This is a genomic window from Flaviflexus huanghaiensis (assembly GCF_014118685.1).
GTDB classification, from domain to species: Bacteria; Actinomycetota; Actinomycetes; order Actinomycetales; family Actinomycetaceae; genus Flaviflexus; species Flaviflexus huanghaiensis.
Genome location: NZ_JACFAK010000012.1, coordinates 1 through 25,075 on the forward strand (window position 1 = coordinate 1; position 25,075 = coordinate 25,075).

A 25,075-nucleotide genomic window follows, 5' to 3' on the forward strand; every position below is an offset into this window, starting at 1 on the left:
GGGTTCGCAGCCCCAACCCACTAGCAACCACACCCCCCACACGGCCCCGGGGGGGGCCCCCGGTGGGGGCCCCACCCCTCATGTCCCTGTAGGTCAATCTGGCGAGCCGGAACCTCCCGCACTGTGTGCCCGCCGCGCCACGCCCTTGCCCTGCCTGCCAGAGGGCCTTTGGACCCGGGGCCGTTTGGCTCATGTGGAGGAACTCCCAGTTCCTTAAACTCAGGTCACCGACTATGAAGGGAGAGTATCAATGGCTGATACGACGTTCACGGCAACCGCCAGTGCCCCCGTTAACCTTGAGACAACTGTGACCGCGCGAGACATGTCATTCACGTTGGACGAGCCGCTTGAACTGGGTGGTACGAACATGGGTATGAATCCTGTTGAGGCTCTTCTCGGCGCTCTCGGCGCCTGCAAGTGCATCGTCGTCCGGGTCTTCTCTCCCGCGCACGGCATCCAACTGCGCAACGTCTCTGTCGAATGCCACGGCACCCTCGATCCGGACGGCTTCCTCGGCATCAACACAGCGGCGAAGATTGGCTTTTCGTCGATCCACACGACGTTCCATATCGACGCGGATAACACCCGCGACGAGATCGAGTCCTTCCTCGAGTTCGTCGAGACACACTGCCCGGTGCAAGACACGCTGAGCAACCCCGCATTATCCACCCACGAGCTCGCGCTTCCTGTCACCACCTGACCTCATGCCGCTGTCGTGGCGTAGTCCCGGCCCAGGCCGGGGCTGCGCGATGGCGGATGAAGGTGCCGAGCTCGCCGGATGATGGCTGGATCACACAGACCAAGGTATAGTCGGGAATAACTCAACGACTGAGTTTCGCGTCACAACAAAATCCTCCGGCCGCATCGTCGCGGCCGGTTTTCGCGAACCCGAGGGGAATATCCATGGAGAAGTACTTCGCTGGCATCGACGCTGGCACGACCGGCACAACAGTCATGATCTTCGATCGGCACGGCACCATCATGAGTAGCGGCTACTCCGAATATCGGACGAAGCACCCCCACCCTGGATGGGTGGATCAGGACATGCACGAGCTGTGGGACGGGCTTTGCTCGGCCGCGAAGCAGGCGACGAGCCGCTTCAAAGGAGACCTGACGCAGATCGTCTCCATCGGAGTCTCGTCACAGCGCGGGTCCTTCGTTCCCGTCGACGAAAGCTGGGAGCCGCTGAGCGACGCGATCGTCTGGTCCGACGGCAGAGCCACGAAGGAGACTCAGTGGATCATCGATGAGTTCGGCGATGAAGGCTACTACTCCATCACAGGACTCAATCCGTCGAGCCTGTGGGTGTACCCGAAGCTCAAGTGGCTGAAAGAAAACCGGCCCGAGATCTACAGTCGCACATGGAAGTTCCTCAACGGCCAGGAATGGATCCTCCATCGACTCGGCTCGACCGAGCTGTTCGCCAACCCATCCGCGCTCAACTACAACGGCATGTTCGACATCAAAACTCTCGAGTACGCCCCCGAACTATTCGAGCGGGCTGGGCTCGATCTCGACATGATGCCGCCCATCGTCCACGAGTTGCGCAAGGTCGGAGTGGTCTCTGCGGAGGGCGCTGCGGCCACCGGCTTCGCAGAGGGCACCGTTCTGAGCCCCGGTGGCGGAGACCAGCAGTGCGCCGCCGTTGGATCGGGCGTCACGAAGGCCGGTATGGCTGAGCTGTCACTCGGCACCGCTGCCGTCATGGTCGCCCAGCTCGACGAGGCGCCGGATATGGCGGAGAACATCACGAGTGGCGTCTCCTTTGGCGCTCACGCCGTTCCCCACCGCTGGGACATGGAGGGAACGGCACACGCAGCAGGTGTTGTGCTGCGCTGGTGGCGAGACACGTATGGTCAACCCGAAGTCGAAGCGGCCAAGGCTCTCGATCTCAGTCCCTACGACCTCATCACCCTCGAGGCACAGCAGGCGCCAATCGGTTGTGACGGCCTCCTGTTCTTCCCCTTCTTCAACTCCCAAGCGAACCCGCATTTCCACGACAACGCACGTGGCGGCATGCTTGGCATCACCCAGATCCATTCCCGCCATCACGCTGCCCGCGCAGTCCTCGAAGGTGTGATCTACGAATTGCGGATGGCGGTGGAAGCGATGGAAGGTGCGCTCGGCCGCCCGTTCGACACAATCCGGCTCTCCGGTGGCGGCGCAAAGTCGCTGTTCTGGAGTCAAATGCAGGCGGACATATACGGTCGGCCGGTCGAGCGACTCAAAGTCTCGGAGTGTGCGGTACTCGGCGCTGCGATACTTGGCGCTGTCGGCGCCGGTGAACTGCCCGACATCGACTCAGCTGTCGACGCGATGGTCCACACCCATGGTTTCATTGAGCCGAACATGGACGCGCACGCCATCTACTCCGACTTCTTTGCCGTCTTCGAGAAGGCCTTCCTCGCGTGGGCCGATAACGGTGTCTATAACGAACTAGCCGAGGTGACCGCCCGCCACAGCGGAGCAAACTGACTGAGGCTACCCCGCGTCACGGGGCTCATGGGTGTGGCCGGCTTCGAGCCGGCCACACCCTTTCATCAGTAGAGCAGGGCGATCGCCTTATCGACGAGCTCCTCTAAACGGGTGACGTCGACCTGATGGGCGGTCGTGACGACGATGGCATCGCGGTCGGGAACGATGGCAAGGGTTTGCCCGTCGGTGCCGTGTCCGAAGAAGATCCCGTTCTTGTTGCTGAGCCACAGACTTGAGCCGTAGGCCCAGCGGCGGAAGAGCGGGTTAGGCGGAGTGTCGACGCCCGGGGTGAAGTCGGTGAACTGCTTCATGCGCTCAACCCACTGCGGTGAGACGATGCCCTGGCCGCCGTGAAGGAGGACTTCGCCGATCTTGAGCATGTCGTGCGGATGAAGCCACAGCCGTGTCGCTCCTGCGAGGTAATCTCCGTAGCGCTCCCACCGGTAGTCGGTGATGCCGAGGGGCCCGAAAAGTGCCCTGTCCGCATAGTCCTGCAGGTCTTCCCCGAGATACTCCTGCAGTAGGGCGGAGAGCAGGTAGAAGCCAGCATTTGAATAGAGATAGTGCGTGCCTGGCTCGTGGGGAATGGGCTCATTGACGATGTAGTCGATGTAGTCAGCGGGATCCATGTTCCCGATGTCCCCCCTCATCATGAGGATCCTGTCGAAGCCAATCGTGTGGTTCATGAGGTGCTTGATCTTGACCCGCTCAAGCTTCTCCCGATTCTCTTCACGGGTGAGAGTGCTCAGTGGTTCGAGGATCGGCCACACAGGCGTGTCCTCATCGATGTCCTCGCGGGACTCGATGATCGTTCCAAGGATGAGCGCCATGACCGTCTTCGAGATCGATCGAATGTCCGACGCCTCGGTTCGGCCACCGAATGCGTGAAAGAACTCCGTTTCCCCCTGCTTGATGAGCAGGTAATGCATGTTGAGTTTATTGCCCTCGCCATCGAGAGCTGATTCAAAAAGCTGAACGAGGCCATCAAACTGTTGGCGATCCATGATTCTCCCTCTTCGTGGTCCACTGCCGCCAGCCTAGTGCGTGAGCAGACAGAGCGGCCGAAGACAGCCCTTGCCGTGGGACCCGTCGACGCTGTGCCGTGTTTGCGGCGGATGCTTTGCTCGCCGCCGTTCTCAGGGCATCGTGCCGAGGAACTGACGGGGATCAAGGCCGGGCCGCTTCGACTCCTCCATCCGCTTTCGGAATGCGTCGTCGATGCTCCCGACATAGAGCCAGCCCATGAGGAGTTCGTCGTCCTCCAAGCCGTGCACCGTGCGCACCTCGGGGCAGTTGGCGTAGAGGCCCGTGCGCCACATAACGCCCCACCCCGCCCGCCACAGTGCAAGTTCGAGGAGGTGGCCTGCGCCGGCGGCTGTTGCATGCTGTTCCCACACCGGAACGCTGGGATGTTCTTTCGGGCTGGCAACGATGGCGATGAGGAGCTCGGCCCGGAACGGTTTCGTGTTGTATTCGCCCGGTTCCCGGTCAATGCCCTGCGCGGCGTCAAGTGCCTCGGCAAGCTTCATCCGATCATCGCCGCGTAGCGGGATGAGGCGCCACGGACGGAGCGCTTTATGATCAGCAACCGGCGTAACCGCCGTAAGAAGCCTGAGCAGTTCGTCATCAGTCGGGGTCTCCGGACCGACTTTCGAGACAGACCGTCGAGTGGCCATCGAGTCGAGTACCGGATCAGAGAAGAACTTCATAGGCTCTATACTCGGACATCGTGTGACCCAGCGCTATGGCACAGCCCACAAAGAGGCGGGCTGTTCAGCCCAAGATCTGCCCGTCAACATAGAACCAGCGGCAATCTTCTCTCATGAAACGGGCACGCTCGTGAAGGACTCCGACGGAGCCACTGTCGAGGTACGTGGCGCGGAATTCGACGATGCCGGTGTCGTCATGACGGCCCCCGCCAACGACATCGACAATCTGAAGCCCTCGCCACAACGGATTGTCGGACAGGTCGAGCTCGTCCGGCCGCGTCGACTCATGCCACGAACGCAGTAGCCAGTCCGCGTCACCCGATGCGAAAGCGGCGAACCGTGAGCGCATGAGAGCCTCGGCCGTTTCTGGCCATTCCTCTGTCATCACAGCCCCATTCTTCCAAATGCCAGTTTTGCATCCCGTGCGTCCGCTGCAATCAGGACGTGGCGCCTGGATCTGCGGAATACTGACGATGAGATGGATCTCGACGGCGTGCCCGGCAGTTAGAACGCTAGCGCGTCGCAGGGTGATGCCGCATGCCATCTCGCTCTCCACCAATAGACGAGCGCCGGAATGTGACGACCGTCACGTTCGCAGAGTGCACTTGTCATGCCTCTTGAGGCTTCTTTGACAGGTAAACGCTCGATTTCGAGGAATGATGACCGAACCTAACGACGACCGACCGTCACCCACCGCATCCGAGCCCCCTGTCGGGCAACCGCCTGAGAAGCGGTTGTTCGGACTCCAGACCGACCCGTTGATCTTCTTGACCGCGGTCGGCTTCATCACGATCTTCGTCGCAGGGACCATCGCTTTCGGCGCGGGAGCCCGCAACCTCTACGGGTCCGTCTCCAGCGCCCTCATGGACAACTTCGCCTGGCTCTACATCGGCGGTGTGTCGGCGATCTTTGTGTTCCTTCTCGTCCTGTTCGTCTCGCCATTCGGCAAGCTCAAGCTTGGCGACGATGATGACAAGCCGGAGTACTCGACTCCGATTTGGTTTGGAATGCTGTTCGCAGCGGGCCTGGGCGCAACCCTTATGTTCTGGGGAGCGGCGGAGCCGCTCCATCACGCGTACAACCCGCCCCGTGGCGACCTCGAACCCATGTCCTTTGAGGCAATCGAGCAGGCATTCGAATTCACGTATTACCACTTTGCCGCCCACATGTGGGTTGTCTTCGCCCTGCCAGGGCTTGCGCTCGGCTACTTCATTTACAAGAGAAAAATGCCGGAACGCATATCATCAGTGTTCAGCCCGCTCCTCAAAGGGTGAGTGTATGACTGGCCGGGCAAGCTCATCGACGCGATCGCCATCATCGGGACAACGTTCGGTATCGCTGTCTCGGTCGGCCTTGGCGTGTTGCAGATCAACGCGGGCATGAACATCCTGTGGGGCGTGCCGATCGCGTCACGAATTCACCTCGGAATTATCCTCGTCATCACGGTCGCCGCCTGCATCTCGGTCGGTACGGGCCTTGACCGCGGCATTAAGATTCTCTCGAACGCCAATATTGCGATGGCGGTTGGGCTCATGGTGTTTATCCTCCTTGCTGGCCCCACCCTCACTCTCATCAACCAGTCGGTCGAATCCTTCGGTATCTACGCCACCTCCCTGCCCGAACTCATGTTCTGGGTCGACAGCTACGACGAGAACCCGGGGTTCCACGCGACGTGGACCGCGTTTTACTGGGCATGGACAATCTGCTGGGGCCCCTACGTCGGCATGTTCATCGCCCGCATCTCCCGAGGCCGCACCGTCCGCGGCTTCATCGGCGGCGTCCTCGGCCTCATCTCCGCCTTCATCCTCATCTGGTTCTCGATCTTCGGCCGCGCAGCCCTCGAGATTGAGCTCGATAACCCCGGAGTCCTCACCGGCCCGGTCGTCGAGAACGGCAATACGGAGATGGCACTGTTCAGCCTGCTCGAGCAGTACCCGCTCTACGCCATCGTCGGGCCCATTGCCCTCCTCATCATCATCATCTTCTTCATCACCTCGATCGACTCCGCGGCACTCGTCATGGACATGTTCTCGACCGGTGAGGAGAATGTGGCTCCCACGATCTACCGGGTCGGGTGGGCCATTGGGATCGGCGCGGTCACGGCCGCCCTCATCCTCATCGCCCCCGAGTCCGGCATCGCCGCCATCCAGGAGGTCGTCATCATCGTCGCCCTCCCCTTCTTCCTCATTGAGTTCTTCATGATGTGGGCCCTCGTCAAGGCCATGTCGGAGGACGCCGCGGCAGTGCCCGCGCCACGAACGAGGTACTGGGACAGGACATTCGACGCCGACGCCCTGGAGAAAGGCGAGAACCAGCCCGCTCCTGGATACGACGAGGACGGCAACCCCATCGAAGAGCCCTACTGGGAGCTGGAAGAGGGGGCGTGGAAGCTCCCCGGCGATGTTGTCGTTGAAGGTGATCTCATCGTGACCGGCGACATCGACGACACCAACGGCGATTCGGCACATGAGAGTGGCGTCAAGGACAGCAACGGCGAGAAGGAATGACAACCGCAGCTGACGGTAGACTCGACACCTGAGGCCTCCAGTGCCGCGGCGCCCTGCCAGGGGCGCCGCGGCCCCCGCTTCGGCCCCGCTTCCTGGGCGACTAACCCGGCCTCTCAGCTGCCGTCACCTCGGCTGAAGCACCAGCGGTCACGGCCACGGCGGCCTAGGCTGAGGCCATGGATGACGCGCCCGAGAACCAGATGTCTGCCTACGAGCAGCGCAGATGGGACGAGCTGACCGAGCATTGGCGGCTGGCCGCCGAAAAACGAAAACTCCCGCCGAACAGGGTGACTCGGCAGCTGAGAAAGACCGCGGCACAGGTCAGCAGGGTGGCAACCCCCGCCGTCGAGGTGGTCGAACACGCCGTGCATTCCACAGTCGAGCACGCTCGAGCCCCCTTTCGTGGAAGCCGCATGACTTCCGATGCGGTGCTCCACCTGCTCCGCTCCACCACGACGCTGACGGCCCGGCTGACCGATCCGCAGACGACCATTGACTCCTTTGCGGAGGATGGCATCATGCTCCGCACTCTGGCGGATATGAGAGACCTCGATCTGGAGACGGTCGAAGGGGGTGACCGCCACCTGGAACTGCACTGGCGGTCTGTTGGCCTGCTCGAGGGCGGCGCCGTCGGCGCACTTTCCCTCGTTCCGGTTCCCGCCGCGGGCTTCGCCGCCATCTCGCTCGACCTCGTTGTGGTTCGCGCCCTGACGATTGCGCTTGCCACACATATCGCCCACTCCTTCGGGTTCGGTCCTGCCGACCTCGACCCGGGCGACATTATCAACGCCATTGCTCGAAGCAGCGTCCTTCACGATGCAGTTCAAGCCGAGGGTGTCAGCGAAGCCGGCGCGGCAGGGGACGCTCTTGTCGGATCTGCACAGGTGTGGAGCGCGCGGGTCGCCGAGGACCCTCGGGTGGCGAATGCAGCGGGAGATCTCATCGAAACGGTTGGAGAGGGAGAGGTGCTGGCCTTGGACAGCTCGGCAGCGGGTATTCCGATTGTCGGCATGCTCCTGGGAGCAGGCTTCAATCAGCACGCGCTTGGCCGCCTCGCCCACGAGGGACAACTGTACGCAGCGACCCTGTTCCTCATGAGGAAGTACGGGCTTGAAGCCCCTGACGCGTTCCCGGAGGTGCGTTAGCGGACCCCGGGACCTGCCGAGACATCCGACGGCACGTCGTCGAGCGGATCGCTGGCGGAAGCTATTGACCCTCGCAGATCCTGAGGCCGAGGGTGCAATCGGTCGCACTGCTATACCCCTAGGGGTATACTGGGGCTATGAGCCGAGAACCTGCCGACCACCTGCCCACATGGCGCCGCGTCCTTGTCGTCGTCGCCCATCCAGATGACGAGTCCTTCGGACTCGGCGCCGTCATCGATGCCTTCGCGTCGCAGGGCGCCGCGGTTGACATCCTCTGCTTCACGCAGGGCGAGGCATCAACTTTGGGCGCCCGTCCTGACCTTGCAGTGGTCCGGGCCGAGGAGCTGCGCACCGCAGCCCAGGAGCTCGGAGCCGCGTCGACCATTCTCCTCGGCCATCCTGACGGCGGGCTGGCGGACTGCGATGCCGATGAACTGCGCACGCACGTCGCTGAGGCAGCCCTGGAGGCTGGAGCAGACGCACTTCTTACGTTCGACCCGCTCGGCATCACCGGCCACCCTGACCACATCGCGGCGACACACGCCGCGCTCGCCGCCAGCGAGGAGCTTGATCTGCCGGTGCTCACGTGGACGCTGTCGAGTGAGGTGGTGGAAGCTCTGCGGGCCGAGACGGGAGCACCGTTCGCCAGCAGTAGCAACATGGGCGACATCGTGGTTCATGTTGATCGTGAAGCCCAGAACCGCGCCATCGCCAAGCACGCGAGTCAAGCAGTGCCGGGAAGTGTGCTCTGGCGCCGGCTCGAGCTTCAGGGCGACGAGGAGCACCTCATCTGGCTGCGCCGACCGCGCATCGATCCCCAGTCGTCTGCGTCCAGGCAGGACGGGGCTTCCTCCTTCTCGACCTGAATCACCCATCCCGGGAAAGTGGCTCCGGCGACTGACAGAATGATGGCATGACTGAAGTCAATGACGACACTTACATGGCAATTCAAGCTTCGCGGCCGAGCGCAGACGTCGCACTCGCACGCGACGTGAGCGAGATCTTCGACCACATGCTCGGGGACGGCAGGTCGGTCATCGACCCTTCTGCGACGATCTGGACTGCTGAGGCCGGGGCGGAGCTTCGGGCCCGGGTCGGGGATGATCCCATCCATGGCAAGAGCATGGGGCAATGGGACAAGCTCGACATCCAGCTCAGTGGAGCAAAGAGAGAGACTGTACTGCTTGCGGCCGAGCTCGTCTTCCTGCGCGAATTCGTGCTGAGCAATAGCCGGCCAGAAACCCGATTGACGAATCTCAAGCAGGTGCTCGCAAACCTGGACAGCCCTGTCACGATCCCGGACAAGATGCTCGAATGGACGGCCCGTCCCGCAGGACGGGCCGGGCTGAAGGGCAGTCAGGGATATTACGGTGGCCTGTGGCTGCACCTCACGTGGGCCGCGACGTTCATGATCCACTGGAACAGCCTCGGGGAAGACGAACGCATAATCGCGCGAAACAGTCCATGGGAGCTTCAGAGGGTCATGCTCGAGTCGGGCAAGGACCGTTCCGACATAAGGAACGTCCTCCAGTTCCTCGCCTGCCCCGATACCTTCGAAGCGATCTCATCCGCGGAGAAGAAGAAGAAAATTCGCAAGGCTCTAGCGGACCGTGTCGGTGGCGCGACCGGAGATGGCCCTGATGCAATAGACCGAGATCTGTTCAACATCCGTGCGGTTCTCGCGGAGGAGATCTCCGGTGAATTCACCTTCTGGGCTCCAGGCATTCGAGAGGTCTGGGATCCTCCGGCGCCGACGGCCGATCCGGAGTGGACGGACGAGCCGAGATCTCGCAGGTACTGGATGTATTCGCCTGGACGCCAGGCTTCCAAGTGGGATGAGTTCTCGTCGAACGAGCTGATGGCAATCGGGTGGGACGAGCTCGGTGATCCCACAGAGTACGAAAGCCAGGAGGCCATCCGCCAGATTCTGGCTGGGGACGGCTCGGGCTCCTCTGCCAAGCACGATGCGTTGGCGGTATGGCAGTTCCAGCAGGAGATGCGTATTGGCGACATCGTGTACGCGAAGAGGGGCCGACAAGAGATCGTCGGCCGCGGCGAAGTGACGTCTGATGCACGCTACGAACCGGACCGGGAATCTTACCGCCACGTCCGTTCAGTCAACTGGACTCATAAGGGATCATGGCCGCTTTCCGACTCTGCACCACTCAAGACCCTGACCGATATCTCCGATAAGCGAGACGAGATCGACAGACTCGAGGCGCTCTTCACAGACGGCCTCCCAGCAGAAGCGCCGTCGACGACAGAACCATTGCCGACGTACACACGCGAGGATTTCCTCGAGGACGTTTACATTTCAGATAGTGATTACGACCGGCTTCGCTCACTCCTCCTGAGAAAGAAGAACATCATCCTCGCAGGGCCGCCGGGTGTCGGAAAAACCTTCGCGGCTCGAAGGCTTGCCCACTCGATCATGGGCGAGAGGGACAACGACCGTATCCAGATGGTTCAGTTCCATCAGAGCTACTCGTATGAGGACTTCATCATGGGCTACCGTCCGACCGAGCAGGGCGGCTTCGTCCTCGACGAGGGACCCTTCTACCAGTTCTGTGAGGAGGCCCGAGCGGACGATCCCAGCAGGCCATACTTCTTCATCATCGACGAAATCAATCGCGGCAACATCTCGAAGATCTTTGGCGAGCTGCTCATGCTCATCGAAGCAGACAAGCGCGGCAGGAAACTGCGCCTCCTCTATAAGAAGGAGGACTTCACCGTCCCTCCCAACGTTCACATCATCGGGATGATGAACACCGCCGATCGCAGTCTTGCCGTCATCGACTACGCGCTGCGCAGGCGCTTCGGATTCTTCACAATGACTCCCGCTTTCGATTCGGAAGGCTTCAAAGCCTGGAAAGAGAGTGTCGGCAGCCCTGCCTTGGATGTGCTCGTCGAGACCGTCGTCAAACTCAACAGCGAAATCGGGGCCGACCCGGGACTGGGCCCAGGCTTCAAGATTGGGCACAGCTACCTCATCAAGCCGCAACCCTCGAATGTTGACGACGAGGATTGGCTCTTCTCAGTCGTCGTAGACGAGCTGATTCCTCTGCTGGAGGAGTACTGGTTCGACGAGGATGCGAAGGCGAACGAGTGGGCGAACGCTCTGCGGAGCGCCCTTACATGACAGAGAACCCGATCCTCATCAGGAACGTGCACTACATGCTGGCGTACGCGTTCCGGGCGATCAAGAGCGATGGGGTCCAGCAGGTTGAAGGCGAGTCCTTCACCCGCATCCACGACCTGTTCGCCGAAATCCTGCTGCGCGGTGTGGGGTCGCAGGTCAAGCGCGGACTCCATCGCGACTACCGGATGCGGAGCGAGGAGCTGACGACGGTGCGTGGACGGATCGATATCGCGACGACGGCCGCGTCCCGTTCGACTCTGCGTGGCAGGCTCGTGTGCGACTTCGACGAATACGTGGCGGACACTCCGCACAACCGGGCATTGAAATCGGTCATCATCCTTCTCATCCGCCATGGTGACGTCGACCGAGATCGTCGCGATGGCCTGCGCCGGCTCCTGCCCTATCTCGAGGAGGTCACCCACATCGCCCCCTCAGAGATCAGGTGGAGCGCACTGACCTACCACCGCGCCAATGCCACGTACCGGCTCCTGCTCGGCGTCTGCGAGCTCGTCGTCCGCGGGCTGCTCGCCACCCAACAGTCCGGAGAACTCAAGCTCCGGTCCTGGGTCGCGGATGAGGAGATGAGTCGCCTGTACGAACGATTTCTGCTCGAGTACTTCAAGCACCACCATCCCGAGCTCTCCCCCGCCGCCCGCAAGGTTCCCTGGGACCTCGACCGTGCAGCTTCGTACAACGCGGCGCAGCTCCCGGAGATGAGGACGGATGTCACGCTTCGGAGCGGGCGCCGCACCCTCATCATCGACGCGAAGTACTACACCGAGGCGCAGCAGACGGGCCACTATGGGAAGGGGACGGTGCGCTCCGCGCATCTTTACCAGATGTTCGCGTATGCAAAAAATGCCGACATTGAGCAGAGTGGCACCGTCGGCGCCCTGCTCCTCTACGCCCAGACATCCGGGTCACGATCGCCGGACCTCGACGTCACGATCCAGGGAACTCGCCTTGCCGCTCAGACGCTCGACCTCAGCTCTCCATGGGAGCTTCTGCGGCACAGACTCGACGGCATCGCCGACCAGGTGAGGTCGACAGCCGAGCCCGCGGCGCTGGCGACTGCTTAGCGAAGCACCCGCGGATTCCGGGCAGAGGTTGCGTTTGACGCCGGGTCCTACGCTTCAGTTCTTGCGGGCGATGGCCGCGCTCAGCACCGTGGCGAAGCCGCACCAGGCGGCGTAGGGGCTGAGCAGGATGCCGAGCTGGGGCCGCGCCTTACTGGCCCTGCGGGCCAGGTCCGCACTGCTCACGGTCAGCAGGCCAGCGGCCGCTGCACTGAGCTCAGGTGAGCGGCTCCTGAAAAAGATTCCGGACCAGCCGGCGTTCAGCGCCAGGTTAACGCCGAGCGCTCGAGCATAAGAGCGGGCCTCGCCCTCGTCACCGTTCTCGATCTGCTCAGCGATCGCCATCGTTGATGCGACGGTGATGACTCCGTACAGCGTGGTCCACACGATCGGGAACGCGGCCGCGGGCGGCTGCCAGGACGGCTTCTTCAGGCTTTCGTACCACGCGCTGTCCGGCTTTGTCAGGACACTCCCGAGAGCGGCTGTCGCGCCGACCGCGAGCGCGACCCTGCGGAAGATCCGCCCGACTCTCTTCGGGTCGGTACCCGCCGTGTGCCTGCGGACGGATTCGTCGAAGCCGGTGAGTCCGCCCTCCGGGTCACCGAGTACCTCGGAGGCGTCCCGGGCATTCCCCATTCCCTTGACTGCGTCGTGGATGAGGGAGCCGACGAGGGGCCTGGCAACACCGGATGAGACCGGGGTGACGCCGCCGACCCAGCGGCTCGCCAGATCCGGGGTGAGGACGGGGACGGTCGCCATGAATCTGCGGGACAGCCCAGTGACCTTCGCGTAGCGCCGCATCATGTCTCGATAGACGAAGACCTCCTCCATGCCGATGTCGAGCGGGCCCGAATCCTCGGGCGGCAGCTCGGCCGCCCGGACGAGGTAATGGATAACGTCGTCGATGTCGATGGGCTGGACACGGTTCGTCACCCAGCGGGGTGCGATCGCGACCGGGAGCCGCTCGGTCAGGTGGCGAAGCATCTGGAAGGACGCCGATCCCTCCCCGAGCACGACTCCGGCCTGGAGGATGGTCGTGGGCACGCCGGAGGAGAGGAGGATCGTGCCCACTTCAGCCCTCGACGCCATGTGAGCGGCAAGCTCCGCGTTCTCGTCGTGGAGTCCACCCATGTAGATGATCCTGTTGACGCCGGCTTCTTTCGCCACAGTCGCAAAGGACTGGGCAAGCGCTTTGTCTCTTTCGACGAAGTCGCCCTTGCCGTCCATCGAGTGCAGGAGATAGTAGGCGACATCAACGTCCGCGAGCGCCTCCCGCAGGTCCGACTCCTCGGTGGCATCACCCTGGGCAACCTCAACCCTGTCTCGCCACGCATCATCGAGCCTGCTCGGCGTGCGCGCGAAGACTCGGACGGTCCACCCTTCATCGAGGAGCGCGGGGACCAGCTGGGCGCCGATGAAGCCGCTCGCTCCGGTCACCAGGGCCCGGCCCCGCTCCGCATTCACCATAGGAGGTCTCCAATCGAGAGAGCATGCGGCAGAAGGAACAGCATGCCGAGCGACCATGTTACATGGCTCACAATAGGGCCGAGCACCCCTCCTGTCACCCGCCGCTGGGCGGCGGTGAGCAGGCCGAGGCTGAGGGCGGCGAAGGTGAGCAGCGGGACGCCCGCGAAGACGGTCGACAGTGCGTATATGAGAGTGGATCCGGCGATCTCCCACCGGCGAGGCATGGCCGCGTAGACAGCGCCCCGGAAGAACACCTCTTCACAGACCCCGCTGATGAGGGTGACGAGGGCGACGATAGGAAGACTGCCGTAAAGCGCGTGCTCCATGAGGTCATCAACGGGCCCGCGCAGGACGTCGATTTGGCCAACGACCATCGCACCGAGCAAGAAGACGACAAGGAGCGTGCCACCGAGGATGAAGCCCTGTAGCGCCGCCCGCCCATCAGCCGTTCCTGCCCGGGTCCGTGACCGGCCTAGGTGGAGCGGGCCCGAAGCGAAGGCGCCGATGACCCACACGGCCGCAACCCCGAGCGTCGCCGCATAGAAGAGGGGCTCACCTGGTTCGATGGTGAGCGCTGCACCGAGGCCAACCGCGCCGAGGACAAACGTGGTCGCGACGATGATCCTGCGCGTGCGCACTCTGCGCGCGGGCTCTTCCCTGCGCTCTCGCACTCGGTCGACGAGGGAGGCGCGGAGGAAGGCCGTTACTTCTGAGTACACGATCTTATTCACTCACCGCGGCAGTCCGTGCGCAAGTAGCCGCGCTCTCATCGGCGCCTGCGCGGCCGGCTCGTCCAGGCGATGTATGCGCTACCGCCGGTGAGTGCCGCTCCGCCAGCGGCTATCGCCGGGCCGACGAGTTTACCCAGCTGATCTCTGTACGCGACGAGGACGTTCGTGCCGCCGGTGACCATCGAGGCAACGAGAAGAGCGGCGACGAGCCGGTCCCCCGTTCGCTCGAGCCGAGCGACCAGAGGATCGAGCTCACTCGCGCGGATGTGGACGTCGAGAGTGCCGCTGTCGATCCGGTCGACCAGCTTCCGCGCGAAATCGGGAAGGTCGATGCCGAACTCGGCGGCGGAGACCGCCACGTCCTTGAGCCGTCCCGCCCACGCGAACGGGTCCATGCGCTCCTCGATGAGGCGCTCGGTCAGAGGCGCCAAGGCTTCGTTGATATCGAACTCGGGGTCGACCTTCCGTCCGAGACCGTCGGCGATGATGAGCATGCGGAAGAGCTGGACGAGTTCCGGGGGCAGCGACAGCCGGTGGCGGCGCACGATCGCGAAGAGCTCACTGCCGAGCTCATCGACCCTGATGTCGGCCAGGGTGCTTCCGTCCAGTCGGTCCGTCATCCTCGCGACGTCGCTGCGGAGCAGGGCACGGTCGAGGGCCCCGCGCGCGGGCGCGATCTCGAGCAGCCCCCGCGTGATCGCATCCGGGTTGTTCTTCGAGAAGGCGAGGACCATGGTGGCGAACCTGCGCCGCATGGTCTCGTTGATCCGGCCGACCGATCCGAAGTCGATCATGCCGATCGTTCCATCATCCTCGATGAAGAGGTTGCCCGCGTGAGGGTCCGCATGGAAGACGCCATCCTCGAAGACCATGCTCACGAACATGTCGGCGATCTGCCGCGCGAGCACGGGCCGGTCGATACCGGCCGCATCGAGAGCCTCGAGGTCATCGATCCGGACTCCGGAGAGCTCCTCCATGGTCAGCACACGCGCCGTCGTGCTCTCCCAGTCGATCCAGGGGATATGAACCGCCGGGTCGCCCTCGAAGCTCGCTCCGATCTCTTCGCAGGCTCGCGCCTCGACGACGTAGTCGAGCTCGGCACGCAGGGAGGCGGAGAACTGATCGACAAGCCGGGTGAAGTCCATATCAGCCAACGTCTGGGAGCTCCGGACCAGCCTGCCGGCGAGGGTGCGGAGGATGTCGAGGTCCTCATGGACCTCGGCGGCCACCCCGGGTCTGCGGATCTTGACGACCACACTGCGACCGTCGTGGAGCCGTGCCCGGTGGACCTGGCCGATCGAGGCGGCGGCGACGGGGACGCGGTCGAACCAGGCGTAGGCCTCATCGACGCTCACACCGAGGTCCGCCTCGATGACTCCCTCGAGCTCCTCGAATGGGACGGGGGCGCTCGAATCGGTGAGCTTCGCGAAGGCGTTGCAGTATTCCTCGGGGAAGATGTCGGGACGGGTGGAGATCAGCTGACCGAGTTTGACGAATGCGGCGCCGAGCTCCTCAAAGGCGCTGACGAGCAGCTCGGGGACGTCGGACGTCTCGTCCACCCCCTCCGCCACCGGGGCGGGCACCCATCGGCCCAAGCCGGCCTGAACGGCGGTGGCGTAGAGCCCGTGGCGGGTCAGGACTGTGGCGATCTCTCGGTATCGATGCAGGTGTCGAGCCATTCCACCACACTAGCGGAGCACGACTGGGAGGTAGCCGGAACAGCGGCATACCTGTCCCCAGAGTCTGGCCGGCCCATTCGCGCAACGGCTGCAGAGGCCGAATGCTCCTGCCGCACCCCGTCGACGGCCGTAGGATGGCGGGGACAGCTGCTGACGGAGGAATCATGGCGAATCACTACGACACGATCATCATCGGTGCTGGCCTCTCGGGGCTCATGGCGGCCTGGAAGTCCGCCGAGTCCGGTCGGAGCGTCCTCGTCCTTGAGAAGGAGAGTACCGTCGGCGGCCGGCAGCGCACCCGTGAGGTTGACGGATTCCTCGTCGACCGCGGCTTCCAGCTGCTCAACCCCTCGTACCCGAGCGTGAAGAAGTACGTCGATGTCGATGCACTCGACCTGCACGCGTTCGGGTCCGGCGTCATGGTCCGGACCGAGAAGGGCCTCGACCTGCTCGCCCATCCCGCCCGCCACCCACAGCACCTGACCGGCACGCTCAGGAGCGATCTCGTTGACAGGTCGGAGATCGCCGCCTTCGCCACATGGTTCGGCAGGTCGACGATCGAGCGCTCGAAGGCGGACCTCCCCATCGGCGAGGCCTGGGACGCGGCTGGTATTCATGGCCCCCTGCGCACGCAGGTGCTCGAGCCGTTCCTCGCGGGCGTTGTTGCGACCGATGACCTGTCGACGTCGGCCGACTACGTCCGGTTCCTCTTCACGATGTTCGCGCTCGGCCGCCCCAGCCTTCCCTCGCGCGGCATCCAGGCCCTGCCGAGGCAGCTCGCCGCGAAGGCGCGCCGTGCGGGCGCCGAGATCCGCACCGACGCACCGGTCGACTCCTATTCCGAGGACCTTGCCCAGGTCACCGTCTCAGCACAGGGCGAGACGCTGACGGCAGACGCCCTCATCGTCGCCGTCGGCTCCGAGGCCGTGGGCGACCTGACTGGCCGCGAGCAGATCCCAACGCACGGACTGACCACGTGGTGGTTCACAGCCGATCGCGCCCCCACCGACAAGCCCTTCATCGCCGTTGATGGCACTCGATCGGGCCCCGTCCTCAATACGGCTGTCGTGACGAACGTGGCCCCGAGCTACTCCCCCGACGGCACGCCGCTGATCCAGGCCTCCGGCCTGCTCGGGGCCAAGCACGTGAGCGACCACGAGGCACAAGAGCACACCGCGAGGATCTGGGGGATGGAGGCCGGGGAGCTGACTCTTCTCGCCCGCGATGACGTCCCGCATTCGCTGCCCGATTATGCGGCTGGCTCTTCGGCCCAGAAGTCGCAGATCAGCGGGCGGGCGTTCCTCGCCGGCGACCATCGGACAAGCCCCTCCATCGAGGGCGCTCTCGATGCGGGTATCCGGGCGGCGGCTGAGGTGGAGGCGTCCGGCCGCTGAGGGGGATGACGTCCGGGACCCTACTGAAGATCAGACGCGGATCGCACCAGTCTTTCCCTCGCTGGTGCTGGTACGGGCCTGTCGAGGGCCGCCCATTGACAGTATCAATCGTGCCGTTTCTCGCGATGCGAGGGAAACGTACCATGCGCTGGCGGGCACTACACCGAGAAAGCAGGAGTTTCCGCAAATTCTGTCACCGTTATAGTTGACAGTGGATAAAGAACAGTAAGTGATGTTTGTGGACCTGCGAGAAGAGACGTTTCTCGATGGCCTCGAACTGCGTCATCAAGGTTGGTTTCATGGGCGAAACTCAAGCATCTGCAACGCTGCAGGTGTCTCAGCACAACTATGCTCCGGGTGCAGTCGTCACCGTTCGCGACGAAATGTGGCTGATCACCAATGTCGCACGGTCTGTCGACGGCTATCGACTCAAGGTTCGGGGCCTGTCGGAGTACGTGCGGGATGAGGATGCGACGTTCTATTCAGCGCTCGACCATATTGAGGTTCTCGACCCGACCAAGGTCGAGGTTGTTCCTGACCATTCTCCAGGATACCGGCAGAGCCGCCTCTGGCTCGAGACGACCCTGCGGCAGACTCCGATCCCCCTTTATCAGGAGCAGCTCTCGGTCTCGACGCAGATGCTCCTCGACCCGCTCGACTACCAGCTCTGCGCCGTCCGCAAGGCGCTGTCGACCAAGAATCCGCGGCCGCGCGTACTGATCGCGGATGCTGTCGGCCTCGGCAAGACGCTCGAGATCGGCATGATCCTCTCCGAGCTCATTCGCCGCGGCCGCGGTGAGCGCATTCTCGTCGTGACGCCGCGCCACATCATGGAGCAGTTCCAGCAGGAGCTGTGGGCCAGGTTCGCAATTCCTCTCGTCCGCCTTGACTCCGTCGGCATTCAAAAGGTGCGCCAGATCCTCCCCGCCTCCCGGAACCCCTTCACGTACTACCCGCGGGTCATCATCTCCCTCGACACAATCAAGTCACCGAAGTATCGTGCGCAGCTCGAGAAGGTCCGGTGGGATGCGGTCGTCATCGACGAGATCCACAACTCGACCAATACCGGCACGCTGAACAACGCATTGGCACGCACAGTCGCCTCAACTGCGGAGGCTCTTCTGCTCGCCTCCGCAACGCCTCACAACGGCGACCCGGAGTCTTTCAAGGAGATTCTTCGCCTGCTCGATCCGACTGCGGTGCTGCCGGATGGGACGATCGACCGCGCGGCCGCTGAACGGCTCATTATTCGCAGGCACAGGAACTCCCCTGAAGTGGCTGATGAGGTCGGGAGGAAGTGGGCAAAGCGCGCCGAGCCCCGCAACGTCCACGTCCCAGCCTCTCCGGAGGAGGACGCCATCGCCGCGGAGCTGGACGAGGTGTGGATCAATCCTCGAGGGAAGAATCCTGCGGGTGACCGGCTGTTCCCGTGGACGATGGTCAAAGCATTCCTCTCCTCGCCTGCAGCCCTGTCCGAGACCGTGCGCGGCAGGATCAAGCGCGTCGAGGACTCCGATCCGGAGCAGGCAGACACCCTCCGCCGGCTCGAGCGCCTCAGCAACAGTGTGACACCGGCATCGTCCGCGAAATTCCAGCAGCTCCTTGAGGAGCTCACGCGCATCGGCATATCCAAGAAGTCACAGACCCGTGTCGTCATCTTCTCCGAGCGCGTTGCCACCCTCCACTGGCTGAAGAAGAACCTGTCGACAGCCCTGGGTATGCCCGCAGGCGCCGTGGAGGTCATGCATGGCGGGCTCCCTGATCAGGAGCAGATGAGGCTGGTCGACGAGTTCAAGAGAACGGACTCGAAACTGCGGATCCTCGTGACTGGCGACGTCGCATCCGAAGGCGTCAACCTTCACACGCTCTGCCACCACCTCATCCACTACGACATCCCCTGGTCCCTCATCCGCATCCAGCAGCGCAATGGCCGCATCGACCGGTACGGACAGCTGAACTCCCCCGAGATCACGTCACTGCTCCTCGATCCCTCAGCCAACAACAACGTGGGCGAACTCCATGTGCTTCTGCGGCTCCTCGAGCGAGAGGATCGAGCACACACGATCATCGGCGATGCCGGCGCACTCATGGGCAAGCACTCGGTCAAGCTCGAGGAGGACGCCATCAGGGACGTCCTTCAGGGTCAGCGCGACTTCGACGATGTCGTGGCCGATCCTGAGATGATTGCCGATAGCGACTCCATGGACAGCATTGATGCACTGCTTGCTTCCCTCGAGAGCGGAGGGTCGAACGAGCCCGGCTCAGTCGTTGAAGCCGTGGCGGCGTCAGAGTCCGCGGCGAGCCTGTATGAGCAGGAGATCGACTACCTCCAGGACGCCCTTCGAGAGGCCTTCCACGGCACTCCGGAGGCTGCTCCCGGCCGCAATGGTGTCGGTTTCGTCAAGCATCCGAACAGCACCGCTGAGCTGCTGCCACCTAAGGACCTGCAGCGCAGACTCGACTTCCTGCCCCAGGACTACGTCGCTGACCGCCGAGTCAAGGAGAAGTTCGTCTTCACGACGTCCTTCGAGCAGGGACAGCAGGTCCTCACTGCCGCACGGACAGGCGAGGACGGATCGACGTGGCCGCGAGCCCACCACCTCGGCCCCCTCCACCCCGTCACCGATTGGGCGACGGACCTTGCTCTCGCCAACCTCAGCCGGGGGCAGATCCCGGCCGTCCAGGGTTCAGTCTCGGAGCCGACGGTCTTCCTCATGGCAACACTGAGCAACAAGCGCGGCCAGGTCATCTCCCGCTCCTTCATCGCGACGTCGGATATCTTCAACACCACCGTCGTCACCGACCCCGTCGAGTGGCTGCGATCGGTCGGCCTCGGGGCTGATGCCGTCAACCGCGGCGACACCCGACTGCCTGACGATCACCACTCCCTCATCGAGGAGGCCGTACGACTCGCGACGGACCAGGCGACACCGATGTCGGCCGAAGCGAGGAAGCGAGCCGAGGAGCGCATTGAATCCTGGAGTGACCGTGCTCATCTCTGGGAAGCAGGAATCGAGATCGTCGGCCAGCGCACCGCACCGATTCGCCACTCGGAGAAGCTCATCCAGGAGGAGCGCCAACTCATGAACGCATTGATGCCGGATCAACAGCTCATTCGACCGCTCGTGCTTGTCCTCCCGAATGAGCAGGAGGCGCTCTGATGGCCAGCTTTGAATCAATGATCAACGTCGAGGATTGGATCTCAGACCATTACCTCACGACCGACGAGACCAAGGGTGAGTCGTTCTCGAAGCGAGTCCAGAATCGCGTGAAGGAGTGGAAGACGGGCGAAGACGCAGGCGCCATGTCTCCTCTCACGAGGCTGCTCGAGCACCGCAACGACCTGCAGACAGCGCTGTCAACGCAGGACGCCCGCCCAGAAGACGTGGCCGCCGTCATCCGCGCCGCGTTCGGCTACGGCGACCTCAAGCCGACCGTGTTCGACCACCTCAACGAAACCTTCTCCGTCCACGCCTGGTCCGGTGATAACCGCTCTGTCGTCCTCGTCGAGGCCGAGAAGGTCGACGCTGTTGAGGATGTGCTGACCGCCAGAATCCTCGGGGATGTGACCAACGGGGAGAAGACTGCCGAGCGACCAGCCGCTGCTGTTGTCAGCGACATCTTCCTGTCCGAGAACCCGCCGGCACTCGCCCTCATCATCGCCGGCCAGTGGGTGCTTCTCGCCGAGCGGGAGAGTTGGCCGCTCGGCCGCTATCTCGCCGTCGATGTCGCACTCGCCGCAGAGCGCAACGACCGCACCTCAAAGGGCGAGCTGCAGCGGGTCGCGTGCGCGCTCGCTCGCGAGAACACGGAGCGCTCGCCCGAGGGCGTGACATGGTGGATCGAGGTTCTGGAGGAGTCGAAGGAACACGCGATCAAAGTCTCCGGCGAACTGCGGAACGCCGTTCGCGAATCGATCGAGCTCATCGGCAACGATGTCCTCCAGCGCCGCAGGGCGGCCGGGCTCGACATCGAGTCGGTTGACGGCAATGAACTCGCCAAGCAGTCACTGCGCTACCTCTACCGCATCCTCTTCCTGCTCTTCGCGGAGGCATCCCCCGAGCTGGAGGTCCTTCCCACCGGCACACCGGAGTATGACGATGGGTATGGTCTCACTCGACTCCGCGAGCTCATCCTCAACCCACCCGTCTCCCGCCGCGCCCAGAACGGCACCCATCTCTACGAGTCCCTCCAGGTTCTCTTCCGGCTGGTCGACGAAGGCCATGACCCGTCACACGGAACCGACGATGTTTTCGACTCCGAAGCGGGCGAGCCCGGTCTCGAGTTCAGGAACCTGCGAGCCGACCTCTTCCAGAGCCGTGCAACCTCCTACATCGACGAAGTGCAGCTGTCGAACCTCTGTCTCAATCATGTGCTGGAGAACCTCCTGCTCTCGAAGAAGTCCTCGCGGGATCGCGGCTTCATCTCCTACGCCACGCTGGGAGTGACTGAACTCGGGCAGGTCTATGAGGGCCTCATGTCCTACAAGGGCTTCATCGCCCAGGAGGACCTCTACGAGGTCGCCCCAAACGGAAACCCGGAGAAGGGCTCCTGGGTCATCCCAACATCGAGGGCTGATGACGTTCCGCAGAACTCCTTCGTTGAAGTCGAGGTCGAAGCCGAGGGCGGCGGCATGAAGAGAATCCGCCGGCGGCACAACCGTGGTTCCTTCGTATTCCGCCAGTCGTCGCGAGACCGCCAGCGGTCAGCCTCCTTCTATACCCCCCAGGTCCTCACGGAGTTCACCGTCGGCCAGGCGATCGAGGTTCTTCAGGACGAGGGAAGAATCAACAAGGCTGAGGATGTCCTCTCCCTCTCGATCTGTGAGCCCGCCATGGGCTCCGGAGCGTTCGCCGTCGAGGCAGTCCGTCAGCTGGCGGAGCTCTACCTCGAACTTCGCCAGGCCGAACTCGGGCAGCACATCCCCGCCGAGGACCGCACTCGTGAGCTTCAGAAGGTCAAGGCCTACATCGCACTCCACCAGGTCTACGGAGTCGACCTCAACGCGACTGCTGTCGAATTGGCGGAGATCTCGCTCTGGCTCGACACGATGACCTCCGAACTTCAGGCCCCGTGGTTCGGTCTTCATCTGCGGCAGGGCAACTCCCTCATCGGCGCACTGCGGTCCACCTACTCCCAGGCACAGGTGCTGAGTAAGGCCTGGCAGAAGGAGACGCCGCGCCGGGAATCGCTCACCACTCTGCGCACCGCCATCGACACCGGCAAGCCCGACTTCAGCGTCAGCGGCCGCATCCACCACTTCCTCCTGCCCGCAACCGGTTGGGGAGCAGCGGCTGATGCGAAGGACCTCAAGAGCATCGCAGCCCCACGGCAGAAGGCCCTCAAGGCGTGGCGGAGCAGCATCCTTCGCAAGCCGACCAAGGCCGAAGTGAAGAGGCTCGAGAACCTCTCACAGCGGGTCGAGGCCCTGTGGCAATTCGCGCTGACGCGACTTGAGATTGCCGAGGAGCAGTCCCGCCGAAGCATCTCCGTGTGGGGCCGGGAGGCCGACGAACCGGCGAAGAACACCTCGCGCGAACAGATCGAACGAGATCTGTTCGGTAACGAGGACGGCGCTTATCGCCGGCTGCGACTGGTCATGGATGCGTGGAGCGCCCTCTGGTTCTGGCCGCTGTCGGAACTGGACGTCGACGAGTGCGGTACCGTTTCGACCAACCTTCCGGATTTCGGAGAGTGGCTCGATGCGCTGACGGACATTCTTGGTGTCACCGGAAAGACCGTCGATCATGGCCAAACGGCTCTTGGCGCGTCGGTGGAATGGAATGAGCTCAACGAACAGGAGCAGTTCGCCATTCTCTCGGCGGCAACGCTGCCGATATCAGAAGTTGTGGACAAGCATCCGTGGCTCAACACAGTCATCGAGACCTCCGCATCCCAGGCCTTCTTCCATTGGGATCTCGACTTCTCCCCGGTGTTCGCGCAGGGCGGGTTTGATCTGCAGGTCGGCAACCCGCCGTGGGTACGACCCAGGACCGATCTCGACGGTCTCTACTCCGAGGTGGACCCGTGGTTCACTCTTGCCCACAAGCCGACTCAGCGAGCCAAAGCTGACCGCCGAGAACGCTACGCGGAGGACGAGCAGGTTCAAAACATCATCCTCAGCGGGATCGGCGAAACCGTGGCCACCGCAACTTTCTTGGGCACCACGCCGACGTATCCCTACCTCATCAACCAGCAGCCCGACCTCTACCGCGCCTTCATGGAGCGGACGTGGTCGAACAACTCCGACGCGGGTGTCGTCTCTCTGATCCACCCAGAATCGCACCTCACCGAGCTGAAGGCTGCGCCGCTGCGGCGAGGCGCATACCTCAGACTCCGCAGGCACTGGCAGTTCATCAACGAGCTGGTCCTTTTCGATGTGCACCACCTTGTCGGGTACGGGGTGCACGTCTATTCCGCGCCTCAAAGCACCCCGAACTTCCTCAACGCCGGGTCCCTCTACCACCCGCGCACTGTCGCCGAATCCCTCAGCCACGACGGCAGCGGGCCGCTCCCTGGTTTGAAGGATGACCACGACAACTGGGACCTCCGCCCGCATAAGGACCGCATTCAGACGATCGACACGGAGACACTCAAGGTCTGGCATTCCATCCTCGAGACAGGCAACGTGCCGATTCTCGAAGCCCGAATGGTCTATGCGGTCAATACCGAGGCAGCGGCAGTTCTCGAGAAGCTCTCCCACGCACCCCGCATCGGAGAAATCGACCTGCAGTTCTCGAGCGGTTGGCATGAGACTGCCGATCGCAAGAAGGGCTACTTCGACGTCGGCTGGGGGCATCCAGAGTTGTGGGAGGATGCGATTCTCCAGGGCCCTCATCTCGGAGTGTCTCTGCCGATGCAGAAGCAGCCCAATCCGACGATGAAGCACAACCAGGACTGGACAGAGATCGACTTGGAGGCGATCCCGGCTGATTTCATTCCGGCAACAGCTTTCGTCAGAGTAACAGGTGACCATTACGACTCTTCCTATACGCATCACAAGGTCGACGAGCAACTGGTACCCGACCGGTCTTTGTTCCGATTTGCCTGGCGAAAAATGGCCGCGACCACGGGTTACCGTACGTTATATCCCGCCCTTATCCCGCCCGCCGCAGCCGTTTCGGGTGCGGCCATCACCGGGACGTGCGCTAGAAGTCGGCGGTCGACAGTTTTAGCCGCCTCATCGATGTCTTCGCTACTTGCAGATTTCCAGATTAGGGCTACGGGAGTAGCCAACATCTACGCGCAGACCATTCAGAAACTCCCTTTTGCGCCGCATCCACTGTTGGAGATTGAGCTCGCGAGACTGTACACGAAACTCAACTCTCTGACTTCCGCGTACGGGCCGATCTGGCAAGAGATATCCAGCGCCGAATGGTCTCCTGCGACTCCGCTCCGGATCGAGGAGCAACGCCGAGCAGCTCAAAACGACATCGATGCCATCGTCGCCATCTCTCTCGGCGTGACAGCCGATGAGCTGTGCATGATTTACCGGACACAGTTCCCGGTTATGCGCCGCTACGATCAGGAGGATCGCTTCGACGCGAATGGGCGCAAGGTTCCGAAGGAGATCCTCAAGAAGCAGGCCAAGGTGGGCGACGCTGTGCAGCTCTCCGAGAGTGAGCGGCGGTTGACTCATCCCCAGTCCGGCGTCGAGTACCTGTATGAGTACCCGTTTCGCCAGCTCGATCGGGAAGCAGATCTGCGCGCAGCGTACGCGAAGTACGAGAAGATTCTGAAGGAGAACTAGTCA

General features: G+C 63.0%; 15 protein-coding genes and 1 pseudogene. 10 read left to right on the top strand and 6 right to left on the bottom strand.

From position 1 onward, the window contains the following. The first annotated feature begins 250 nt into the window (after positions 1 to 250). Positions 251 to 700 (top strand): OsmC family protein, encoded by a 450-nt coding sequence (locus tag H7E91_RS08910; RefSeq protein ID WP_182354754.1) that lies wholly within the window; start codon positions 251 to 253, stop codon positions 698 to 700. 203 nt (positions 701 to 903) lie between these two features. Further along, entirely contained in the window at positions 904 to 2,475 is a 1,572-nt protein-coding gene (locus H7E91_RS08915) for an FGGY-family carbohydrate kinase (RefSeq protein WP_182354755.1), read from the top strand. 65 nt (positions 2,476 to 2,540) lie between these two features. Here H7E91_RS08915 and H7E91_RS08920 read toward each other — a convergent pair whose 3' ends face one another. From H7E91_RS08920 to H7E91_RS08930, 3 genes are all read right to left on the bottom strand, one after another. Continuing rightward, the gene (locus H7E91_RS08920; RefSeq protein WP_182354756.1) at positions 2,541 to 3,479 is read right to left on the bottom strand and encodes a serine hydrolase domain-containing protein; all 939 of its coding nucleotides are present in this window, start codon (positions 3,477 to 3,479) and stop codon (positions 2,541 to 2,543) included. Between the two features lie 132 nt (positions 3,480 to 3,611). Continuing rightward, positions 3,612 to 4,184 carry a nitroreductase family protein gene (locus H7E91_RS08925; RefSeq protein WP_182354757.1) on the bottom strand — a complete coding sequence of 191 codons (573 nt, stop codon included), beginning with the start codon at positions 4,182 to 4,184 and terminating at the stop codon, positions 3,612 to 3,614. Positions 4,185 to 4,248: 64 nt separating this feature from the next. Then, positions 4,249 to 4,569 (bottom strand): YchJ family protein, encoded by a 321-nt coding sequence (locus tag H7E91_RS08930; RefSeq protein WP_182354813.1) that lies wholly within the window; start codon positions 4,567 to 4,569, stop codon positions 4,249 to 4,251. A 274-nt stretch (positions 4,570 to 4,843) separates the two neighbouring features. Between H7E91_RS08930 and H7E91_RS08935 the strand changes: the two are divergent. The 5 genes and pseudogenes from H7E91_RS08935 to mcrC all read left to right on the top strand — a co-directional run bounded on the left by H7E91_RS08935 (position 4,844) and on the right by mcrC (position 12,054). After that, positions 4,844 to 6,691: pseudogene (locus tag H7E91_RS08935) on the top strand (BCCT family transporter). Between the two features lie 176 nt (positions 6,692 to 6,867). After that, on the top strand, positions 6,868 to 7,836 hold the full coding sequence (locus H7E91_RS08940; protein ID WP_182354758.1) for an MATE family efflux transporter: 969 nt from the start codon (positions 6,868 to 6,870) through the stop codon (positions 7,834 to 7,836). Between the two features lie 137 nt (positions 7,837 to 7,973). Beyond that, on the top strand, positions 7,974 to 8,702 hold the full coding sequence (locus H7E91_RS08945; protein ID WP_182354759.1) for a PIG-L deacetylase family protein: 729 nt from the start codon (positions 7,974 to 7,976) through the stop codon (positions 8,700 to 8,702). 47 nt (positions 8,703 to 8,749) lie between these two features. Then, complete coding sequence (locus H7E91_RS11815) at positions 8,750 to 10,975, top strand: McrB family protein (RefSeq protein WP_182354760.1); 2,226 nt, start codon at positions 8,750 to 8,752, stop codon at positions 10,973 to 10,975. Further along, positions 10,942 to 12,054 carry a 5-methylcytosine-specific restriction endonuclease system specificity protein McrC gene (gene mcrC / locus H7E91_RS08955; RefSeq protein WP_206680400.1) on the top strand — a complete coding sequence of 371 codons (1,113 nt, stop codon included), beginning with the start codon at positions 10,942 to 10,944 and terminating at the stop codon, positions 12,052 to 12,054. The genes H7E91_RS11815 and mcrC overlap by 34 nt, the downstream gene beginning before the upstream one ends. Before the next feature lie 54 nt (positions 12,055 to 12,108). On the opposite strand, the gene H7E91_RS08960 is transcribed toward mcrC, so the two are convergent. From H7E91_RS08960 to H7E91_RS08970, 3 genes are read right to left on the bottom strand one after another with little or no spacing between them, the layout of a single operon-like run. Continuing rightward, positions 12,109 to 13,518 carry a tryptophan-rich sensory protein gene (locus H7E91_RS08960; RefSeq protein WP_182354761.1) on the bottom strand — a complete coding sequence of 470 codons (1,410 nt, stop codon included), beginning with the start codon at positions 13,516 to 13,518 and terminating at the stop codon, positions 12,109 to 12,111. Beyond that, positions 13,512 to 14,237: a CPBP family glutamic-type intramembrane protease gene (locus H7E91_RS12160; RefSeq protein ID WP_206680401.1), complete on the bottom strand. Its 726-nt coding sequence runs from the start codon at positions 14,235 to 14,237 to the stop codon at positions 13,512 to 13,514. The genes H7E91_RS08960 and H7E91_RS12160 overlap by 7 nt, the downstream gene beginning before the upstream one ends. A gap of 47 nt (positions 14,238 to 14,284) precedes the next feature. After that, on the bottom strand, positions 14,285 to 15,928 hold the full coding sequence (locus H7E91_RS08970) for an ABC1 kinase family protein (protein WP_182354763.1): 1,644 nt from the start codon (positions 15,926 to 15,928) through the stop codon (positions 14,285 to 14,287). A gap of 164 nt (positions 15,929 to 16,092) precedes the next feature. Here H7E91_RS08970 and H7E91_RS08975 point away from each other — a divergent pair, with 164 nt between their 5' ends. From H7E91_RS08975 to H7E91_RS08985, 3 genes are all read left to right on the top strand, one after another. Beyond that, on the top strand, positions 16,093 to 17,322 hold the full coding sequence (locus tag H7E91_RS08975; protein ID WP_182354764.1) for an NAD(P)/FAD-dependent oxidoreductase: 1,230 nt from the start codon (positions 16,093 to 16,095) through the stop codon (positions 17,320 to 17,322). Between the two features lie 299 nt (positions 17,323 to 17,621). After that, positions 17,622 to 20,483 (top strand): DEAD/DEAH box helicase, encoded by a 2,862-nt coding sequence (locus tag H7E91_RS08980; RefSeq protein WP_182354765.1) that lies wholly within the window; start codon positions 17,622 to 17,624, stop codon positions 20,481 to 20,483. After that, entirely contained in the window at positions 20,483 to 25,072 is a 4,590-nt protein-coding gene (locus tag H7E91_RS08985; RefSeq protein ID WP_182354766.1) for a DNA methyltransferase, read from the top strand. Before H7E91_RS08980 ends, H7E91_RS08985 begins: the two co-directional genes overlap by 1 nt. Positions 25,073 to 25,075 lie beyond the last annotated feature (3 nt).